Source organism: Jujubicoccus corallicola (genome assembly GCF_047345645.1).
In the GTDB taxonomy this organism is placed as follows: Bacteria; Pseudomonadota; Alphaproteobacteria; order Rhodobacterales; family Rhodobacteraceae; genus JBLEFH01.
On record NZ_JBLEFH010000007.1, the window covers coordinates 92,378 to 110,915 of the forward strand.

At 61.4% G+C, this 18,538-nt stretch carries 21 protein-coding genes; all 21 read left to right on the forward strand.

The window, feature by feature from the left end; genetic code table 11:
• The first annotated feature begins 9 nt into the window (after positions 1 to 9).
• Entirely contained in the window at positions 10 to 624 is a 615-nt protein-coding gene (locus ACMA5I_RS11415; protein WP_525886397.1) for an NADH-quinone oxidoreductase subunit C, read from the forward strand.
• The gene (locus tag ACMA5I_RS11420; protein WP_525886398.1) at positions 624 to 1,037 is read left to right on the forward strand and encodes a thioesterase family protein; all 414 of its coding nucleotides are present in this window, start codon (positions 624 to 626) and stop codon (positions 1,035 to 1,037) included. Before ACMA5I_RS11415 ends, ACMA5I_RS11420 begins: the two co-directional genes overlap by 1 nt.
• A gap of 12 nt (positions 1,038 to 1,049) precedes the next feature.
• Positions 1,050 to 2,264, forward strand: coding sequence for an NADH-quinone oxidoreductase subunit D (locus tag ACMA5I_RS11425; RefSeq protein WP_525886399.1), 1,215 nt, complete (start codon positions 1,050 to 1,052; stop codon positions 2,262 to 2,264).
• Positions 2,264 to 2,617 (forward strand): hypothetical protein, encoded by a 354-nt coding sequence (locus tag ACMA5I_RS11430; protein ID WP_525886400.1) that lies wholly within the window; start codon positions 2,264 to 2,266, stop codon positions 2,615 to 2,617. The genes ACMA5I_RS11425 and ACMA5I_RS11430 overlap by 1 nt, the downstream gene beginning before the upstream one ends.
• Positions 2,618 to 2,632: 15 nt before the next feature.
• Positions 2,633 to 3,928: an NADH-quinone oxidoreductase subunit NuoE gene (gene nuoE, locus ACMA5I_RS11435; protein ID WP_525886401.1), complete on the forward strand. Its 1,296-nt coding sequence runs from the start codon at positions 2,633 to 2,635 to the stop codon at positions 3,926 to 3,928.
• A 17-nt stretch (positions 3,929 to 3,945) separates the two neighbouring features.
• Positions 3,946 to 4,719, forward strand: coding sequence for a helix-hairpin-helix domain-containing protein (locus tag ACMA5I_RS11440; RefSeq protein ID WP_525886402.1), 774 nt, complete (start codon positions 3,946 to 3,948; stop codon positions 4,717 to 4,719).
• 1 nt (position 4,720) lies between these two features.
• The gene (locus ACMA5I_RS11445) at positions 4,721 to 4,945 is read left to right on the forward strand and encodes a DUF5337 family protein (RefSeq protein ID WP_525886403.1); all 225 of its coding nucleotides are present in this window, start codon (positions 4,721 to 4,723) and stop codon (positions 4,943 to 4,945) included.
• Positions 4,938 to 6,221, forward strand: coding sequence for an NADH-quinone oxidoreductase subunit NuoF (nuoF, locus tag ACMA5I_RS11450; RefSeq protein ID WP_525886404.1), 1,284 nt, complete (start codon positions 4,938 to 4,940; stop codon positions 6,219 to 6,221). Before ACMA5I_RS11445 ends, nuoF begins: the two co-directional genes overlap by 8 nt.
• Before the next feature lie 8 nt (positions 6,222 to 6,229).
• Positions 6,230 to 6,658 (forward strand): DUF5333 family protein, encoded by a 429-nt coding sequence (locus ACMA5I_RS11455; RefSeq protein WP_525886405.1) that lies wholly within the window; start codon positions 6,230 to 6,232, stop codon positions 6,656 to 6,658.
• 1 nt (position 6,659) lies between these two features.
• Positions 6,660 to 7,085 carry a DUF5333 family protein gene (locus tag ACMA5I_RS11460; protein WP_525886406.1) on the forward strand — a complete coding sequence of 142 codons (426 nt, stop codon included), beginning with the start codon at positions 6,660 to 6,662 and terminating at the stop codon, positions 7,083 to 7,085.
• Positions 7,086 to 7,087: 2 nt separating this feature from the next.
• Entirely contained in the window at positions 7,088 to 7,411 is a 324-nt protein-coding gene (locus tag ACMA5I_RS11465; RefSeq protein ID WP_525886407.1) for a hypothetical protein, read from the forward strand.
• Positions 7,408 to 9,420: an NADH-quinone oxidoreductase subunit NuoG gene (nuoG, locus tag ACMA5I_RS11470; RefSeq protein WP_525886408.1), complete on the forward strand. Its 2,013-nt coding sequence runs from the start codon at positions 7,408 to 7,410 to the stop codon at positions 9,418 to 9,420. The genes ACMA5I_RS11465 and nuoG overlap by 4 nt, the downstream gene beginning before the upstream one ends.
• Before the next feature lie 4 nt (positions 9,421 to 9,424).
• Positions 9,425 to 10,453: an NADH-quinone oxidoreductase subunit NuoH gene (nuoH, locus tag ACMA5I_RS11475; RefSeq protein WP_525886409.1), complete on the forward strand. Its 1,029-nt coding sequence runs from the start codon at positions 9,425 to 9,427 to the stop codon at positions 10,451 to 10,453.
• A gap of 2 nt (positions 10,454 to 10,455) precedes the next feature.
• Positions 10,456 to 10,947 carry an NADH-quinone oxidoreductase subunit NuoI gene (nuoI, locus tag ACMA5I_RS11480; protein ID WP_525886410.1) on the forward strand — a complete coding sequence of 164 codons (492 nt, stop codon included), beginning with the start codon at positions 10,456 to 10,458 and terminating at the stop codon, positions 10,945 to 10,947.
• A 9-nt stretch (positions 10,948 to 10,956) separates the two neighbouring features.
• Positions 10,957 to 11,568: an NADH-quinone oxidoreductase subunit J gene (locus ACMA5I_RS11485; protein WP_525886411.1), complete on the forward strand. Its 612-nt coding sequence runs from the start codon at positions 10,957 to 10,959 to the stop codon at positions 11,566 to 11,568.
• Between the two features lie 97 nt (positions 11,569 to 11,665).
• The gene (gene nuoK / locus ACMA5I_RS11490) at positions 11,666 to 11,971 is read left to right on the forward strand and encodes an NADH-quinone oxidoreductase subunit NuoK (protein WP_525886412.1); all 306 of its coding nucleotides are present in this window, start codon (positions 11,666 to 11,668) and stop codon (positions 11,969 to 11,971) included.
• Between the two features lie 3 nt (positions 11,972 to 11,974).
• Positions 11,975 to 13,942 (forward strand): NADH-quinone oxidoreductase subunit L, encoded by a 1,968-nt coding sequence (nuoL, locus tag ACMA5I_RS11495; protein WP_525886413.1) that lies wholly within the window; start codon positions 11,975 to 11,977, stop codon positions 13,940 to 13,942.
• Positions 13,942 to 15,519, forward strand: a complete 1,578-nt coding sequence (locus tag ACMA5I_RS11500) for an NADH-quinone oxidoreductase subunit M (protein ID WP_525886414.1) — start codon at positions 13,942 to 13,944, stop codon at positions 15,517 to 15,519. Before nuoL ends, ACMA5I_RS11500 begins: the two co-directional genes overlap by 1 nt.
• A 17-nt stretch (positions 15,520 to 15,536) precedes the next feature.
• Positions 15,537 to 16,985: an NADH-quinone oxidoreductase subunit NuoN gene (gene nuoN, locus ACMA5I_RS11505; protein ID WP_525886415.1), complete on the forward strand. Its 1,449-nt coding sequence runs from the start codon at positions 15,537 to 15,539 to the stop codon at positions 16,983 to 16,985.
• Positions 16,985 to 17,770 (forward strand): biotin--[acetyl-CoA-carboxylase] ligase, encoded by a 786-nt coding sequence (locus ACMA5I_RS11510; protein WP_525886416.1) that lies wholly within the window; start codon positions 16,985 to 16,987, stop codon positions 17,768 to 17,770. The genes nuoN and ACMA5I_RS11510 overlap by 1 nt, the downstream gene beginning before the upstream one ends.
• Entirely contained in the window at positions 17,754 to 18,536 is a 783-nt protein-coding gene (locus ACMA5I_RS11515; protein WP_525886417.1) for a type III pantothenate kinase, read from the forward strand. The genes ACMA5I_RS11510 and ACMA5I_RS11515 overlap by 17 nt, the downstream gene beginning before the upstream one ends.
• Positions 18,537 to 18,538 lie beyond the last annotated feature (2 nt).

The following is an 18,538-nucleotide window of genomic DNA, read 5'->3' on the forward strand; positions in this document are numbered from 1 at the left end:
GGGGGCGAGATGACCGAAGCCTTGCAAGAACTTGCGGCGCTCATCGAGGCCAAGCAGTCCGACGATGTGCTGCGCACCGAGATCGCCTATGACGAGCTGAGCATCTATGTGAACGCGGCCAAAATCGTGGAAGTCATCGAATTTCTGCGTCAGGACGGGGCCTGCAATTTCTCGACGCTGATCGACATCACGGCGGTGGATTATCCGGGGCGCGAGAAGCGTTTCGACATGGTGTATCACCTGCTCAGCATGTATCAGAACCAGCGCATCCGCGTGAAAGCGGCGGTCCATGATGGCGAGTTGGTCCCCTCGATCACGCGCGTCTTCCCGGTCGCCAATTGGTATGAGCGCGAAGTCTTTGATATGTATGGGCTGATGTTCACGGGCCACCCGGATCTGCGCCGCATCCTCACCGATTACGGGTTCCGCGGCTATCCGCTGCGCAAGGATTTCCCGACCAGTGGCTATAGCCAGGTCCGCTATGATGAAGAGCGCAAGCGCGTGGTCTATGAGCCGCTCGATCTTGTGCAGGAATATCGCCAGTTCGACTTCATGTCGCCATGGGAGGGGGCGGAATACATCCTTCCCGGCGATGAGAAGGGCGAGCAGAAAGGCAAGGACTGATGGCGCTTGCGGTCGGTGATCGGGCGGAATTTTCCATGCCCATCGGCAAGCACCACCTCGTCTCGCAGATCTTTGCCGAGGAGGGGGTGGGCAGCGACATGCCGGGCGTGCTCTCGACGGCCTATATGATCGGGATCATGGAATGGGGCTGTCTGGAGCAGATGCGGCCACATTTGGAGGATGGTCAGGTCTCGCTCGGGGTCAAGATCGACGTGACCCACACGGCGCCGACGCTGCAAGGCATGACCATGACGGTGACCTCGGAGGTCACAGCGGTTGAGGGCCGGCAGATCGAATTCAAGGTCGCGATGCGCGACGAGGCGGGCGAGATCGGGGAAGGGCGGCACCGCCGCGCCATCGTCGACAAGTCCCGGTTTGAGGATAAGGCGGCCGCGCGCCGCGCTGATGCGTAAAGGAGAGGCATAATGGACGGTCTCGATTACAAGGACGGGCTCGATGGCGAGCAGACGATCCGGAATTTTAGCATCAATTTCGGCCCGCAGCACCCTGCGGCCCACGGCGTGCTGCGCATGGTGCTGGAGCTCGATGGCGAGCTTGTCGAGCGCGCGGACCCGCATATCGGCCTTCTTCATCGCGGGACGGAAAAGCTCATGGAGAGCCGGACCTACCTGCAAAACCTGCCCTATTTCGACCGTCTCGATTATGTCTCGCCGATGAATCAGGAACATGCCTGGTGTCTGGCGATTGAAAAGATGGTGGGTGTGGAAGTGCCGCGCCGCGCCTCTCTCATTCGGGTGCTATTCTCCGAAATTGGCCGTATTCTCAACCATTTGATGAATGTGACGACGCAGGCGATGGATGTGGGCGCGCTGACGCCGCCGCTCTGGGGTTTTGAGCAGCGCGAATGTCTGATGGAATTCTATGAGCGGGCCTGCGGTGCGCGTCTCCATGCGGCTTATTTCCGGCCCGGCGGCGTCCATCAGGATCTGACGCCGGAGCTTCTCGACGATATTCTCGCCTGGTGCGATCCGTTCGAAGATTTCATGGACGATCTCAATAACCTGCTGACAGAAAACCGGATTTTCAAACAGCGCAATGTCGATATCGCGATTGTCGATCAGAAAACCGCGCTCGATTGGGGCTTTTCCGGCGTGATGGTGCGCGGCTCGGGCATGGCCTGGGATCTGCGCCGCGCGCAGCCCTATGAGTGCTATAACGAGTTCGAATTCGACATCCCGGTCGGCACCAATGGCGATTGCTATGACCGCTATCTCGTGCGGATGCAGGAGATGCGCGAGTCTGTGAAGATCATCCGCCAAGCGATTGAAAAGCTGAAAGAAGAACCGGCGGGCGATGTGCTGGCGCGCGGCAAGCTGACGCCGCCGACGCGCGCGGAAATGAAAACCTCGATGGAAGCGCTGATCCATCATTTCAAGCTCTACACCGAAGGCTTCCACGTCCCCGAGGGCGAGGTTTATGCCGCCGTGGAAGCGCCGAAGGGCGAGTTCGGCGTCTATCTCGTCGCCGATGGCACAAACAAGCCCTACAAGGCCAAGATCCGCGCGCCCGGTTATGCGCATCTGCACGCGATGGATCACGTCGCAAAGGGTCACCAACTGGCCGATGTGGCCGCAATTATCGGGACGATGGATATCGTGTTTGGCGAGGTGGACCGATGATGCGTGCGGCGAAAACAACCGGCGCGCTGGCGCTGATCCTGGGGCTTGCGGCCTGCGCTCAAAACGCGGGCGGCGCGATGACTTCGGCAAACGCGCGCGATCTGGCGATGACGATTTTTGCAGAAAACGGCTGCACCATGACCCACCCGGCGTTCCGCGCCGCGATGCTGCAACGGGGCTATACGCGCTATGCCGCAGAGGTCGGTGAGGACGGCAATGTCGACAACAGCTATATCATCGACGACGCGATCAATCGCATGATCGAGGATGGAGAGATCGTCATTGCCGATGAAGTGAATGCACCGGGCGGCGAGGCGTCGCTGACCGTGGGCCCGTGCGCGAGCGCTGGCTAAGAGGACCGAAAGACTATGCTAAGACGACTTTACCCGGACCAGCCCGAGAGCTTCGCCTTCACCGAAGCCAATTACGAATGGGCGCTTGGCCAGATCTCGAAATTCCCCGAGGGGCGGCAAGCCTCAGCGGTGATCCCGCTTTTGTGGCGCGCGCAGGAGCAGGAGGGATGGCTGACCCGTCCGGCGATTGAAGAGGTCGCGCGGATCCTCGATATGGCCTATATCCGGGTGCTTGAGGTCGCGACATTCTACTTTATGTTTCAGCTGCAACCCGTTGGCTCTGTTGCGCATATCCAGATTTGTGGGACGACCTCCTGCATGATCTGCGGGGCGGAGGACCTGATGCGGGTCTGCCAGGAAAAAATCGCGCCGGAGCCGCACCAGATTTCCGAGGATGGGAAATTTTCCTGGGAAGAGGTCGAGTGTCTCGGGGCCTGTTCCAACGCACCAATGGCCCAGATCGGCAAGGATTATTACGAGGATCTGACCGAGGAGTCGCTCGCCGGGATCATCGACGCCATGGCGCGCGGCGAGGTGCCGACACCGGGGCCGCAAAATGGCCGCTGGGGGTCCGAGCCGAAGGATGGGCCGAAGATTTTGGGCGGAGAGCGGGCCGAGGAGGCGAATGTGTCCGTCGCCCGCGCGGTGCAGTTCGACGACACAATTGCGCGCATCGATGGCCCGCAGGGCGAGGTGCGGTTCTACCGCGAGGTCGAGAACCATCAGGCGAATGTCGGGCCGCTGGAGCCGTATCAGGCGGAAGAGGCGGACGGGCCGAAGGTTAGCGGCGATGCGCCGGTCTCAGAAGATGGCGTGAGCGTTCAGGAAACCGATGTGGACCGCGTGGCGCGTCCGGGTGACGAAACGGCTAGTGAGGACGCCGAGGATGTGAAAAAGGCGGAAGCTGCGACGGAGTCCAAGGGCGATAAGGCCAAGACGACCAAGGACACAGCGGGCGTGGCCAAGGGGAAGGCGTCTGAGAAGAAGGGTGCTGCGAAGAAAGACAGCGCTCAGAAAGAGACCGCCAAAAAAGCTGCTGAGACGGCAGAGAGCGAAGACAAACCGCAGAAAAAGCCTGAAACGCTGGATGGCGCACGGGATGGCAATGCGGATGATCTGAAGAAAATCAATGGTGTGGGGCCGAAACTTGAAGCGCTGCTCAACAGCCTCGGGTTCTACCATTTCGATCAGATCGCCAATTGGACGGATGAGGAAGTCAACTGGGTCGATGAGAACCTTGAAGGCTTCAAGGGGCGGATCGAGCGAGACGAGTGGGTCAAGCAGGCCAAAGCGCTTGCGGCCGAAACATAATCGGGAGGGACTGAACCATGAGTATTGTGACACGCGCACGCACCGAACCGCATATCTGGGCCTGGATTTTCGCCATTCCGGTGGGGATCGTGATCGGCCTGCTGTTCCTGATGTTCGGGGCCAATGGCTTCTGGGCCTGTCTTTTTGCGCTGGTGGCCTTCGCGCTGTTCGGTCTCTTTCTGGAGCGCTATCTGCCGGGGATGAACCCCGACAAGCCGATGGAGAATGTCGGCGCGGCGGCGGCGGAGTTGCGGGACGATGCCGCAGAGACGGCGGATGTGGCGAAGGCCAAGGCGGCGGAGCTGACCGCCGAAGCGCGTGAGGAGATCTCCGAAGAGATCGACGAGATGCGCGGCCGTGATGACGACGACGATGACGATGATGACGATAAGGATCATGATCGCGAAGCCGAGGCGCGCGCCGAGGTGAAGGATGAGGCGACGGTGACCGAGGAGAACACCTCAGGCGCGGGCAGTGATGATCAAGCTGGCGCGAATGACGACGACGCGGCGGATCACAGCGCGGCCAAGCATGGCGATGATCGCGCGCGCTCGAAGCCCGAGACGCTGGAGAGCGCACGGGATGGCAACGCCGATGATCTCAAGAAAATCAACGGTGTCGGCCCGAAACTTGAAGAGACGCTCAACAGCCTCGGCTTCTATCATTTCGACCAGATTGCGAATTGGTCGGAAGATGAGGTCGCATGGGTTGACGATAATCTCGAAGGGTTCCATGGCCGCATCGAACGGGACGACTGGATCGCGCAGGCGCGCGAGCTGGCGAAAGGCTGAGATGGACAAATCGGGTGCATATGAGGTGCGGCGCGCGGCGATTGTGATCGCGGCGGCCTTCACCTTGTGGGTGGTCGTTAATCTTTTGGGCGGCGTGCTGGGGATCCCTCCGCGCTACGCCTTTCTGGCCGATCTTGCCGCCATGGCGGCGATGATCTGGGCCTTGATCGTGGTATTGAAGGTCCGGGCAGATCGCCGCCGGACCAAGGAGGGGCATGATGCTTGACGATAAGGACCGCATCTTTACCAATCTCTACGGGATGCATGACCGCTCGCTGAAGGGCGCGCAATCGCGTGGTCATTGGGACGGCACCGCCAAGATCATCGAACGCGGTCGCGACGACATCATCGAAGAGATGAAGAATTCCGGCTTGCGCGGGCGCGGCGGTGCGGGCTTTCCGACGGGTCTGAAATGGTCCTTCATGCCGAAGGAAAGCGATGGCCGTCCGCATTACCTCGTGATCAACGCCGACGAGTCCGAACCCGCGACCTGCAAAGACCGCGAGATCATGCGCCACGATCCGCACACGCTGATCGAGGGCGCGCTGATCGCGAGTTTCGCCATGGGCGCGCATACCAGCTACATCTATATTCGCGGTGAATATATCCGCGAGCGTGAGGCGCTACAGGCGGCGATTGACGAATGTTACGATGCGGGGCTTCTGGGCAAGAACGCCGCCGGTTCGGGGTGGGATTTCGATCTTTATCTCTCGCATGGTGCAGGTGCCTATATCTGCGGCGAGGAAACGGCGCTGCTGGAATCCCTCGAAGGCAAGAAGGGGATGCCCCGGATGAAGCCGCCTTTCCCGGCGGGCGCAGGTCTTTATGGCTGCCCGACGACGGTGAACAATGTGGAATCCATCGCCGTGGTGCCGACGATCTTGCGTCGCGGTGCGGAGTGGTTTTCTTCCTTTGGCCGCCCGAACAATGCGGGCACCAAGCTGTTCGCGATCACCGGCCATGTGAATACGCCCTGCGTGTTTGAGGAATCCATGTCCATGTCCGTCCGCGAGCTGATCGAGTATTACGGCGGCGGCGTGCGTGGCGGTTGGGACAATCTCAAGGCGATCATTCCGGGCGGCGCGTCCTGTCCGGTGCTGCCGGCGAGCCAGTTGGACGATGCCATCATGGATTTCGACTGGATGCGGGAGAACAAATCCTCCTTCGGCACCGGCTGCATGATCGTGATGGACAAGAATACCGACGTGATCAAGGCGGTCTGGCGGCTCGCGAAATTCTTTAAACATGAGAGCTGCGGGCAATGCACCCCCTGCCGCGAGGGCACCGGCTGGATGATGCGGGTGATGGAGCGTCTGGTGACGGGCGATGCGCAGCCCGAGGAGATCGATATGCTTCTCGATGTGACCAAACAGGTGGAGGGCCACACGATTTGCGCCCTTGGCGATGCCGCGGCCTGGCCGATTCAGGGCCTGATCCGCCATTTCCGCGACGAAATCGAAGATCGCATCCGCCACAAACGTGGCGCCATTGCGGCAGAATGAGGACAACAATGAAAAGAGCAGTATTTTTTGGACTTTTGGGCGTGGCCGGCTTGGCGGCTTGTTCCAACATGACCCGCGTGGGCAATGCCTTCGTGCCCGATTATGTGGCGCAATCGCTGGCCCGTGTCGTCGTGGCGCAGTCGATTGGCTCGGAATGCCCGAATTACGACTTTGCGCCCGGCCGGGCTGATCGCGTGATGGATTACGAAATCAACCGCCGTCTGCGTGGCACCCGCAATGAAGAAGATATCATCAAGGCGGTGCAGAACACCTCCGATCCGGCGCTTCAGCAGAAGATCGCGCAGTTTCAGCAGCCTTACATTCAGCGCTACGGTCTCGATACCGGCAGCGTGAATGCGTTCTGCGGCGCGGGTTACGAAGAGATCCGCCAGAACAGCAGCATCGGCAAAATGCTGGTGCCAGCCGGGACGCAGTAAGATGAACGCCGCGCGGGCATATCTCTGCGGTTTGGGCCTGATGGCCGTCGCCGCCTGTGAGCCGGTCCCGACCACGGGGCCGATCGCGGGGATTCCGAGCTATCTGACGGAATATTCCGATGCTCTGAGCCTCGCGCGGATTTTCGATGCGCGCTGCTCGCGGCTGAGCCTCTCGGAGACGGAGATGACCCGCGTGAAATATGAGACCTATGCGCGGCTCCGCACGGAGCCGGATGCGTCCACCATTCTCTCCAAACTGGAGCGGCAGGCGGATGATCCCACGATGGCGGCGCGGATGGAGGCCCAGTATCAGGCCTATCTGAGCGGCCTCGGGATCGAGGAATCGAACGGGCAGGCGTTTTGCGCCGCCGGGGAACAGGAAATCGCAAAAGGCTCGCTGGTTGGCCGGATGCTGGTGCGGGGATGATGATGAAGAGACTTGCCTTTAGCCTTTTGCCGCTCATGGCGCTCGCCGCCTGCGCCCAGCCGGAACTCGACGCCGAGGTGCCCGAGCGCGGCGGTCAGACCATCACGGTTGTCGATAATATCGGCTTCACCGTGACCCAGGAGCCATATGGCCGTATTATCGTCGCGTCCGACGAGCCGTCCAATGAGGCGCAGGCCGGGGCTGCGGCGGAAATCGCACTGCCCGCTTTTTGTCAGCCCGGACAGGCTCTGATACTTGACGACGGGCGCGCAATGCGTGAGGCCGGGGGCCGCACCCTCTGGTCCTTCAAAGGAGACTGCACATGAGTGATCTGAAAAAGATTGTCATCGACGGTCAGGAGCTTGAGGTTGATGGCGCGATGACTATCCTTCAGGCCTGCGAAGAGGTCGGCGTGGAAATCCCGCGCTTCTGCTATCACGAGCGCCTGTCGATTGCGGGCAACTGCCGCATGTGTCTCGTCGAGGTTGTCGGCGGCCCGCCGAAGCCGACGGCGAGCTGCGCCATGCAGGTGAAAGATCTGCGGCCCGGCAAGGATGGTGAGCCGCCGGTGGTGAAAACCAATTCGCCGATGGTGAAGAAGGCCCGTGAGGGGGTAATGGAGTTTCTGCTCATCAACCACCCGCTCGATTGCCCTATCTGCGATCAGGGCGGCGAGTGCGATTTGCAGGATCAGGCGATCGCATACGGCGTTGATTTCTCCCGCTACCGGGAGCCGAAGCGCGCCAATATCGACATCGATCTCGGCCCGCTGGTCGAGACGCATATGACCCGCTGCATCTCCTGCACCCGCTGCGTGCGCTTCACCACCGAGGTGGCGGGTGTCACGCAGATGGGCCAGACCGGGCGCGGCGAGGATGCGGAGATCACCACCTATCTCGGTGAGACGCTCGACAGCAATTTGCAGGGCAATATCATTGACTTGTGCCCGGTGGGCGCGTTGGTGTCCAAGCCCTATGCCTTCAACGCACGCCCGTGGGAGTTGGTGAAGGTCGAGAGCATCGACGTGATGGACGGGCTCGGCTCCAACATTCGCGTGGACAGCCGCTCGGGCGAGGTGATGCGGATCGTGCCGCGCAACAATGACGGGGTGAATGAGGAATGGCTGGCGGACCGCTCGCGCTTCCTCTGGGACGGGCTGAAACGCCAGCGTCTCGACCGGCCCTATGCGCGCAAAGATGGCAAGCTGGTCGCGGTGAGCTGGGGCGAAGCCCTTGGCATTGCGGCGGAAAAGCTCAAAGGCGCATCGAAAGTGGCGGCGCTGGCGGGCGATCTCGCGCCGACCGAGGCGATTTGGGCGCTGAAGGAACTGTTGCCCGAGGCTGCGCATGAGTGCCGGACGGAGGGCGAAGCGCTCCCGGCAGGGGATCGCGGCGGCTATGTCGGCACGGCCACGATTGCCGATCTCGACGAGGCGGAGATGATCCAGATCATCGGCTGCAACCCGCGGATTGAAGCGCCGGTTCTGAACGCCCGCATCCGCAAGGCATGGCTGCGCGGCGCGGATATCGGCTATGTCGGCCCGAGCGGCGATCTGACCTATGAGGTCGCCAATTTGGGCAGCGATTTCAGCGCGCTCGACAAGCTGGCGAGCCAGAAAATCAGCGACAAGACCCGCGAGAAAAACACCGTGATCGTGCTTGGCGCGTCGGGTCTGGCGGGCGAGGGCGGGGACGCGGTTCTGGCAGCGGCCCTGCGTCTGGCGGAGAATTCGAACTCCAAGATCCTCGTTCTGCATCAGGCGGCGTCCCGCGTCGGCGCGATGGATGTGGGCTTCACGAGCGAAGGCGGCATCGACGCGGCGCTCGACGGCGCGGATGTCATCTACAATCTCGGTGTGGACGAGCGCGACATGCCCGAGGGTGCGTTTGTGATTTACCAAGGCACCCATGGGGATCGCGGTGCGCATCGTGCGGATCTGATCCTGCCGGGCGCGGCCTATACCGAAGAGTCGGCGATTTTCGTCAACACCGAAGGCCGCCCGCAACTGGCACAAAAGGCCGGGACCGCACCGGGTCAAGCCAAGGAAAACTGGGCGATCATCCGGGCGCTGTCGGGCGAAATGGGCGCGACGTTGCCCTTCGACAGTCTGCCGCAACTGCGCGGCAAGATGATCGAGGCGATCCCGCACTTCGGCGATATCGACATGGTGCCGGTCAATGAGCCAGCGACCCCCGGCGATGCGGCCCTTGGCGAGGGCCAGTTCCGCACGCCGCGCGATCATTATCTCGCCAACCCTATCCTGCGCGCGAGCCCGCTCATGGGTGAATTGGCCCGCCGCGCATCCGAACGCCACACGCAGATAGCCGCGGAGTAATTCTATGAGTTATTGGGATCATGGATTTGGAGCCTTCCTGCTGATTACCGGGCAGATTTTGCTGCTGACGGTGGGGCTTCTCATAGCGCTGGCCTTCCTGCTTTATGCGGACCGCAAGGTCTGGGCGGCGGTGCAGCTGCGGCGCGGGCCGAATGTGGTCGGGCCCTGGGGCCTGCTGCAATCCTTCGCCGATTTCGTGAAATATGCGGTCAAGGAAATCGTCGTGCCTGCGGGCGCCGACAAGGTGGTGTTCTTCCTCGCCCCGATCATGAGTTTCGTGCTGGCGCTGATCGCCTGGGCCGTGATCCCGCTCAATGAGGGCTGGGTGATTTCGGACCTGAATGTCGGCATCCTCTACATTTTCGCCATCTCCTCGCTGGAGGTGTATGGCGTGATCATGGGAGGCTGGGCGTCGAACTCGAAATATCCGTTTCTCGGCTCGCTCCGCTCCGCCGCGCAGATGATTTCCTATGAGGTCTCGATTGGCCTGATCATCATCGGGGTGCTGATCTCGACCGGCTCGCTCAACATGACCGATATCGTGATGGCGCAGGACGGCTCGATCCTCAACTGGTACTGGCTGCCGCATCTGCCCATGGTGGTGCTGTTCTTCGTCTCGGCGCTCGCCGAAACCAATCGGCCGCCGTTTGACCTTCCCGAAGCGGAATCCGAACTCGTGGCCGGGTATCAGGTGGAATACAGCTCCACGCCGTTCCTGCTCTTCATGATCGGCGAATATCTGGCCATCGTCATGATGTGCGCTCTGGTCTCGATCCTGTTCTTTGGCGGCTGGCTCTCGCCGGTGCCGTTCCTGCCGGACGGGTTCTTCTGGATGTTCATCAAGATGCTGTTCTTCTTCTTTATCTTCGCGATGGTGAAGGCCATCGTGCCGCGGTATCGCTATGACCAGCTCATGCGGATCGGTTGGAAAGTGTTCCTGCCGCTCTCGCTCGCCTGGGTCGTCATCGTGGCCTTCTTCGCACAATATGGCGCTTTCGGCGGGGCCTATGCCCGCTGGGCAATCGGAGGTTAATCATGTCCGTGTCGATGTCCCGCAGACTGAAATATTTCTTCCTTGCCGATGTGTTCACCGGCTTTCGGATGGGGTTCAAATATTTCTTCAAACCGAAAGCGACGCTCAGCTATCCGAACGAGAAGGGAGCACTCAGCCCGCGGTTCCGCGGCGAGCACGCGCTGCGCCGTTACCCCAATGGTGAGGAGCGCTGCATTGCCTGCAAGCTGTGCGAAGCGATCTGCCCGGCGCAGGCGATCACCATCGAGGCCGAGCCGCGCGCCGATGGCTCGCGCCGCACGACCCGTTACGATATCGACATGACCAAATGCATCTATTGCGGGTTCTGTCAGGAAGCCTGCCCGGTCGATGCGATTGTCGAGGGCCCGAATTTCGAATTCGCCACCGAGACTCGCGAGGAGCTGTTCTACAACAAGGACAAGCTGCTCGATAACGGCGCTCGCTGGGAGGCGGAAATCGCCCGCAATCTCGAACTCGACGCGCCGTATCGGTAAGGGGGAGCCATGATCGTATTTACCTTCTATCTCTTTGCCCTGACGGCGATTATCGGCGCACTGATGACCGTGACGTCGAAAAACCCGGTCCATTCGGTGCTGTGGCTGATCCTGACCTTTTTCTCCGCCGCCGGTCTCTTCCTGACCATGGGCGCGGAGTTTGTCGCCATGCTGCTCGTGATCGTCTATGTGGGCGCGGTCGCGGTGCTGTTCCTCTTCGTCGTGATGATGCTCGATGTGGATTTCGCGGAACTGCGCAAGGGCGCGACGCAGTATTTGCCGATTGGGCTGATGCTCGGCCTCGTGATCCTCGCCGAATTGCTGCTCGTCATGGGCGTCTGGCAATATGACGACGAAGCGCTCGCCAACCTCAAGGCACCGGTGCCCGATATGCTGGAAGTCAACAATATCGAGGCGATCGGCACCATCCTCTACACCGATTACGTGCTGCTCTTCCAACTCGCCGGGCTGATCCTTTTCGTCGCCATGATCGGCGCCATCGTGCTGACCTTGCGCACCCGTGACGGGGTCAAGCGTCAGGATGTGATGCGCCAGATCTACCGCGACCCGAAAGAGGCCATGGAAATCAAGGATGTGAAACCGGGGCAGGGGCTGTCATGAGCATTGCAAGCTGGATCGCCATTTTCTTCGCGGGCATTTTCGTCCCCGTCATCCTCGGCGCACAGGCCCGCCGCAAAGAGCAGAAGGAGCAGGATACATGATCGGCGTTGAACATTATCTCATCGTGGCCGCGATCCTGTTCACCATCGGGATTTTCGGCATCTTCCTCAACCGGAAGAACCTCATCATCATCCTGATGTCGCTCGAATTGATGCTGCTGGCGGTCAATATCAACCTTGTGGCCTTCTCGACGCATATGGGCGATCTCATCGGGCAGATATTCACGCTCTTCGTGCTGACCGTCGCGGCGGCGGAAGCGGCGATTGGCCTCGCGATCCTCGTCTGTTTCTTCCGCAATCGCGGCACGATCCAGGTCGAAGACATCTCGGCGATGAAAGGGTAAATCATGGCAACGATCCTTCTTTTTGCCCCGCTTCTCGGCGCGATCCTCTGCGGCTTTGGCTGGCGTCTCATGGGCGAGCGCAATGGCCAGATCCTCGCGACGGCGCTGCTGTTCCTGTCCGCCTTCCTGAGCTGGGTGATTTTCTTCGGCCATTACGACGAGGCGGAGACGGTGACGCTGTTCCGCTGGGTCCAGTCCGGCGAGATGGAGAGCTTCTGGGCGATCCGCATCGACCGGCTCACCCAGATCATGCTGGTGGTGATCAACACGGTCTCGGCGCTCGTCCATCTCTACAGCTTCGGCTATATGGCCCATGACGAGAATTTCCCCGAAGGCGAGCCCTACCGCGCGCGTTTCTTCGCCTATCTCTCGCTCTTCACCTTCATGATGCTGATGCTGGTGACGGCGGATAACCTGCTGCAACTCTTCTTCGGTTGGGAAGGCGTGGGTCTCGCTTCTTATCTGCTGATCGGCTTCTATTTCCGCAAACAGTCCGCGGGCGCGGCGGCGATGAAAGCGTTTATCGTCAACCGTGTCGGTGATTTCGGCTTCCTGCTGGGCATTTTCGCGATGTTCGTGGCGGTCGGCTCCATCGAGTTCGATGTGATTTTTGACGCCGCACCGGGCCTCGCGAATGAGCAACTGACCTTCCTCTGGCGCAGCTGGACGGCGAGTGAAGTGATCGCGTTCCTGCTCTTCATCGGGGCCATGGGCAAATCGGCGCAGCTGTTCCTGCACACCTGGCTGCCGGACGCGATGGAGGGCCCGACTCCGGTTTCCGCGCTGATCCACGCCGCGACCATGGTGACCGCGGGCGTGTTCCTCGTCTGCCGCATGTCGCCGGTCTTTGAATATGCACCGGGCGCGCTGACCTTCGTGACCTATATCGGCGCGACCACCGCCTTTTTCGCCGCGACCATCGGCCTTGTGCAAAACGACATCAAACGCGTGATCGCCTATTCGACCTGCTCCCAGCTTGGCTATATGTTCGCCTCGGCGGGTGTCGGCGTTTACGAGGCGGCGATGTTCCACCTCTTCACCCACGCCTTCTTCAAGGCGATGCTCTTCCTCGGCGCGGGCTCGGTCATCCACGCGATGCATCACGAGCAGGACATGCGCAATTACGGCGGGCTGCGCAAAAAGATCCCCTATACCTTCTGGGCGATGATGATCGGCACGCTGGCCATCACCGGCGTCGGCATCCCGCTGACCACCATCGGTTTCGCCGGGTTCCTGTCGAAAGACGCGATCATCGAGAGCGCCTATGCGGCGGGCACCGGGGCGGGCATGTATGCCTTCTGGATGCTGGTCATCGCCGCGGCCATGACGAGCTTCTATAGCTGGCGTCTCATCTTCCTGACCTTCTATGGCAAGCCGCGCGGCGACAAGCACACCCATGACCACGCGCATGAAAGCCCGATGGTCATGCTGGTGCCGCTCGGTGTTCTCGCGCTCGGCGCGATCTTTGCTGGGATGCTCTGGTATGGCGATTTCTTCGGCGACAACGCGCATCACTGGTTCGCCTCCGCCGTGGGTCACCACCCGGACAACACCGTGATGCATGACGCGCACTACGTCGCGAAATGGGTCAAGACGGCGCCGTTCTTCGCGATGCTCTTCGGCCTCGCCATTGCGGTCTGGTTCTATATGGTCGATCCGAAAATGCCGGCGCGCACCGCAAGCACCTTCCGCGGTCTCTACGCATTCCTGCTCAACAAATGGTATTTCGACGAGCTTTACGAGCGCATCTTCCTCCGCCCGGCCATTGCGATTGGCAACTGGCTCTGGCGGCGCGGTGATGGCGACGGGATTGACGGGACCATCAACGGGATCGCCATGGGCATCATCCCGGCGCTGACCCGCCGCGCCAGCAAGTTGCAATCGGGCTATCTCTTCCACTACGCATTCGTCATGGTCATCGGGCTGGTCGCCCTGCTGACATGGCTCCTCATCGCCGGAGGTCTGAATTAATGGGAAATCTTCTCTCCCTCATCACCTTCCTGCCGCTGGTCGCGGCGGTGATCCTCGGCGTGTTCCTGCGGGGCGACGGCGAAGCGCAGCGCAAGAATGCCCGCGTGATCGCCTTCGCAACGACCGTTGTGGTGTTCCTCCTCTCGCTGATCGTGCTGACCCGGTTCGAGCCGGGCGGCGGCTTCCAGTTCGTTGAGGAATCCGAATGGATTGCGGGCTTTTCCTACAAGCTCGGGGTGGACGGGATCTCTGTCCTTCTGCTGATGCTGACCACCGCGCTGATGCCCATCGTGATCGGCGCAAGCTGGCAGGTCGAGACCCGCGTGAAGGAATATATGATCGCCTTCCTTCTGCTGGAAACCATGATGATCGGCGTCTTTGTCGCGCTCGATCTGGTGCTGTTCTACCTCTTCTTCGAGGGCTCGCTGATCCCGATGTTCCTGATTATCGGGGTCTGGGGCGGGCAGAACCGCATCTATGCAGCGTTCAAATTTTTCCTCTACACCTTCCTCGGCTCGGTGCTGATGCTGGTCGCCATGATCGCCATGTATCGCGACGCGGGCACGACGGATATTGTCGAGCTGCTCAACCATCAGTTTGCTTCTGACCCGATCACCGTGCTCGGGCTGACGATCACCGGCGGCTTCCAGACGCTGCTCTGGTTCGCTTTCTTCGCCAGCTTCGCGGTGAAAATGCCGATGTGGCCGGTGCATACCTGGCTGCCCGATGCACACGTGCAAGCGCCGACGGCTGGTTCTGTGGTGCTGGCGGCGATCCTCTTGAAAATGGGCGGCTACGGCTTCCTGCGCTTCTCGCTCCCCATGTTCCCGGTGGCGAGCGCCAACCTTGCGGATTTTGTCTTCACCCTCTCGGTCATCGCCATCGTCTACACCTCGCTCGTCGCGATCGTGCAGGAGGACATGAAAAAGCTGATCGCCTATTCCTCCGTCGCCCATATGGGCTTCGTGACCATGGGCATTTTCGCGGCCAACCAGCAGGGCGTGGACGGCGCGATGTTCCAGATGATCAGCCACGGTTTTGTCTCCGGCGCGCTCTTTCTCTGCGTTGGCGTGATCTATGACCGGATGCATACCCGCGACATCGAGGCCTATGGCGGGCTGGTCGTGCGGATGCCGGCCTATGCCGCCGTCTTCATGTTCTTCACCATGGCCAATGTCGGTCTGCCCGGCACCTCCGGTTTCGTGGGCGAATTCCTGACCATGCTCGGCGCGTTCAAGGCGAACACCTGGGTCGGCCTCTTCGCCGCCTCCGGCGTGATCCTCTCGGCGGGCTACGCGCTCTGGCTCTATCGCCGGGTCGTCTTCGGCGATCTGATGAAAGAGAGCCTGAAGGCCATCACGGACATGACGCCGCGCGAGAAATGGCTCTTTGCGCCGCTCGTTGCCGCAACGCTCATCCTCGGTGTCTTCCCGAGCCTCGTGACGGACCGGATCGGCCCGTCGGTCGAGAACCTGCTCGCGAGCTATGACGCCGCGGTCGGCACATCCTCCGAGGTCGCCCAAACGAGCGCCCCGGCACATTCTGAAACAGACGCCGCCGAAGCGGCGCAGCACTGAGGCTCGAAAGGTTAGAGATGTTCAGCGACTCCGTTTCCGCACTCAGCCCCGAAATCATCCTCGCCCTCTGGGCGATGGCGAGCCTGATGCTGGCCGTCTACACCACCCATGACAAGCTGGCCGGGTTCATCCTCAAGGGCACCGCGGTGTTGATGGGGTTCCTCGCGCTCTGGATCGGCTTTAAACCGGATGGCTCCTTCATCCTCTTCAACGGCCTTCTGGTCGATGACGGCTTCGGGCGCTTTTGCAAGGTGCTGATCCTCGCCGGGAGCGCGATTGTGCTCCTGATGTCCGAGCAGTTCCTGCGCCGCGTCGATATCATGAAATTCGAATATGCTCCGCTGGTCGCGCTGGCCACGGTCGGCATGATGATCATGGTTTCGGCGGGCGATCTCATCGCGCTCTATCTCGGGCTGGAGCTGCAATCGCTCGCGCTCTACGTGATCGCTGCCTTCCGCCGCGACTCCGTGCGCTCGACCGAAGCGGGCCTGAAATATTTCGTCCTCGGCGCGCTCTCCTCGGGGATGCTGCTCTATGGCGCGTCGCTGATCTACGGCACCGCCGGAACGACGCAATTCTCTGATATCGCCCGCATTGCCGCCGATGGCGACATTTCCATAGGCTTGCTGACGGGTCTCGTCTTTCTGCTGATCGGCATGGCCTTCAAGGTCTCCGCCGTGCCGTTCCATATGTGGACGCCGGATGTTTACGAAGGCGCGCCGACCCCGGTGACCGCGCTGTTCGCCACCGCCCCGAAAGTCGCGGCGGCGGGCTTGATGGGCCGCGTCCTTTTCGATGCGTTTGACGGCGCGACCGGCGACTGGCAGCAGGTGCTCGCCTTCATGTCCGTCGCCTCGATCTTCCTCGGCTCGGTCGCCGCGATCGGGCAGAAGGATATCAAACGCCTGATGGCCTATTCCTCCATCGCCCATATGGGGTTCGCCCTGATGGGGCTGGCGGGCGGCGGCGAGCAGGGCGCGCAGGCGATGCTGATCTATATGGCGATTTACCTTGTGATGAATCTCGGCGTCTTCGCCTTCATCCTCACAATGGAACGCGACGGCGAGGCGATCACGGACATCTACGCCTTGGGCAATTTCGCCTCCGATTTTCCGGGTCGCGCGCTCGCGCTGGCAGCGCTGATGTTCTCGCTCGCGGGCGTGCCGCCGCTGGTCGGCTTCTGGGGCAAGTTCTACGTGATCGACGCGGCGGTGAGCGGCGGCATGTTCTGGCTCGCCGTGCTTGGCGTGATCGGGTCGGTCATCGGCGCGTATTACTATCTGCGCATCGTTTACCTGATGTATTTCGGCGAAAAAACCGACGGGCCGGACCGCCCGATGCCGCTCCTTCATGGGATCGTGCTGGCGGCTTCCGCGATCATCCTCTCGACCTTCTGGCTGCCCGGTGTGAGCCTGCTCGGCGTCGATGATGCGGCGATGGCGGCGGCGCAGAGTCTCTTCAACTGATGCAAACGCGCGGTCCCGGCTGGCCTGAAGGCGTTGGCCGGTTCATCTATCCCGAAACGGCCAGCAGCAGCCTCGCCGCCGCGCAGAAATTGCGCGAGGGCGAGACGGCTCCGTTCTGGCTTCTGGCGGAAAAGCAAACCGGCGGGCATGGTCGCCGCGGCCGGGCCTGGGCGACGCCCGACGGTAATTTCGCGGCGAGCTACGCGATGCGGCCAGACGCGCTCCCCGATGCGGCGCTGCGCAGTTTCACGACCGCGCTGGCGCTCCGCGATACCTTTGTGGAGCTGACCGGGCGGGATGATCTCTTCGATCTCAAATGGCCCAATGACGTGCTGATCCGGGGCAAGAAACTTGCCGGGATCTTGCTTGAGTCCGGGACCGACAAAATGGGGCCGTGGCTCGTCATTGGCGTTGGCGTCAATCTCGCCGCCGCGCCGGGCCGCGATGCGGTGGAGCCGGGCGCGCTTCTGCCCGCTGCGCTTGGCCCGGAACTCGGGGTGACGCCGCCGCCCGCCACCTTCCTCGATCATTTCGCCGACCGCTTCGCCCTGTGGGAGTCGCGGCTGATGGAGCAGGGTTTTGCGACCATTCGCCGCGCCTGGATGGATCACGCGGTCGGGCATGGTGAAGAGATCACCGTTCGCCTGCCGAACGAGACGCTGGAAGGGCGGTTTGCGGATATTGACGGGGACGGCGCGCTCCTTTTGGAAACGCCGGTCTGCCTCAAACGCATCCCCGCCGGCGAGGTTTATTTGAAGGGAGAAGCCAATGCTCCTCGCGATTGATGTTGGCAACACGAACTCAGTCTTCGCGATCTATGACGAGGCGGTGAAGCTTGCGGAATTTCGCATCTCGACCTCGCGCGAGCGCACGGCGGATGAGTATTTCACTTGGCTGCAACAGCTCTTGGAACATGACGGGGTGCTGCTCGACGCCAACCGCGAGCGGGTGATCGACCGCGTGGTGATCGCCTGCGTGGTGCCGCAGGTGCTGTTCAATCTCCGTGTCTTTTCCGACCGTTATTTCAGCGCCCGTCCGCTGGTGGTCGGCAAGCCCGAGGTGAAGCTGCCGCATCCGCCGAAGGTGGACAAGGATGTGGTTGTCGGGGCCGACCGTCTCGCCAACACCGCCGCCGCGTTTGACCGGTTCGGCGGCGATTGCATCGTGGTGGATTTCGGCACCGCGACCAATTTCGACGTGGTCGATGAGGGCGGCGCCTATATTGGCGGGGTGATCTCGCCCGGCGTCAACCTTTCGCTCGGCGCGCTCCACAGCCGCGCCGCCGCCCTGCCGCATATCGACGTAACGCGCCCGGAAAAAGTCATTGGCACCAATACCCTTGCGTGTATGCAGTCCGGCATATATTGGGGCTATATCGGCCTCGTCGAAGGCGTGTGCCTCAGAATTCAGGAAGAACGCGGGCGCGACATGACTGTCGTTGCGACCGGCGGGCTTTCATCCCTCTTCGCGCAAGGGACAGATCTCCTTGCAAATACCGAGCTGGATTTGACCCTCCACGGGCTCTGGCTCATCGCTGAATATAACAAATAGGA

Coding starts and splice junctions, on each gene's coding strand:
- ACMA5I_RS11465 (WP_525886407.1), top strand. CDS start 7,088: ATGAAGAGACTTGCCTTTAGCCTTTTGCCGCTCATGGCGCTCGCCGCC.
- ACMA5I_RS11460 (WP_525886406.1), top strand. CDS start 6,660: ATGAACGCCGCGCGGGCATATCTCTGCGGTTTGGGCCTGATGGCCGTC.
- nuoH (WP_525886409.1), top strand. CDS start 9,425: ATGAGTTATTGGGATCATGGATTTGGAGCCTTCCTGCTGATTACCGGG.
- ACMA5I_RS11485 (WP_525886411.1), top strand. CDS start 10,957: ATGATCGTATTTACCTTCTATCTCTTTGCCCTGACGGCGATTATCGGC.
- nuoK (WP_525886412.1), top strand. CDS start 11,666: ATGATCGGCGTTGAACATTATCTCATCGTGGCCGCGATCCTGTTCACC.
- nuoN (WP_525886415.1), top strand. CDS start 15,537: ATGTTCAGCGACTCCGTTTCCGCACTCAGCCCCGAAATCATCCTCGCC.
- ACMA5I_RS11510 (WP_525886416.1), top strand. CDS start 16,985: ATGCAAACGCGCGGTCCCGGCTGGCCTGAAGGCGTTGGCCGGTTCATC.
- ACMA5I_RS11445 (WP_525886403.1), top strand. CDS start 4,721: ATGGACAAATCGGGTGCATATGAGGTGCGGCGCGCGGCGATTGTGATC.
- nuoL (WP_525886413.1), top strand. CDS start 11,975: ATGGCAACGATCCTTCTTTTTGCCCCGCTTCTCGGCGCGATCCTCTGC.
- ACMA5I_RS11455 (WP_525886405.1), top strand. CDS start 6,230: ATGAAAAGAGCAGTATTTTTTGGACTTTTGGGCGTGGCCGGCTTGGCG.
- nuoG (WP_525886408.1), top strand. CDS start 7,408: ATGAGTGATCTGAAAAAGATTGTCATCGACGGTCAGGAGCTTGAGGTT.
- nuoE (WP_525886401.1), top strand. CDS start 2,633: ATGCTAAGACGACTTTACCCGGACCAGCCCGAGAGCTTCGCCTTCACC.
- ACMA5I_RS11420 (WP_525886398.1), top strand. CDS start 624: ATGGCGCTTGCGGTCGGTGATCGGGCGGAATTTTCCATGCCCATCGGC.
- ACMA5I_RS11515 (WP_525886417.1), top strand. CDS start 17,754: ATGCTCCTCGCGATTGATGTTGGCAACACGAACTCAGTCTTCGCGATC.
- ACMA5I_RS11430 (WP_525886400.1), top strand. CDS start 2,264: ATGCGTGCGGCGAAAACAACCGGCGCGCTGGCGCTGATCCTGGGGCTT.
- ACMA5I_RS11500 (WP_525886414.1), top strand. CDS start 13,942: ATGGGAAATCTTCTCTCCCTCATCACCTTCCTGCCGCTGGTCGCGGCG.
- ACMA5I_RS11440 (WP_525886402.1), top strand. CDS start 3,946: ATGAGTATTGTGACACGCGCACGCACCGAACCGCATATCTGGGCCTGG.
- ACMA5I_RS11425 (WP_525886399.1), top strand. CDS start 1,050: ATGGACGGTCTCGATTACAAGGACGGGCTCGATGGCGAGCAGACGATC.
- ACMA5I_RS11415 (WP_525886397.1), top strand. CDS start 10: ATGACCGAAGCCTTGCAAGAACTTGCGGCGCTCATCGAGGCCAAGCAG.
- nuoI (WP_525886410.1), top strand. CDS start 10,456: ATGTCCGTGTCGATGTCCCGCAGACTGAAATATTTCTTCCTTGCCGAT.
- nuoF (WP_525886404.1), top strand. CDS start 4,938: ATGCTTGACGATAAGGACCGCATCTTTACCAATCTCTACGGGATGCAT.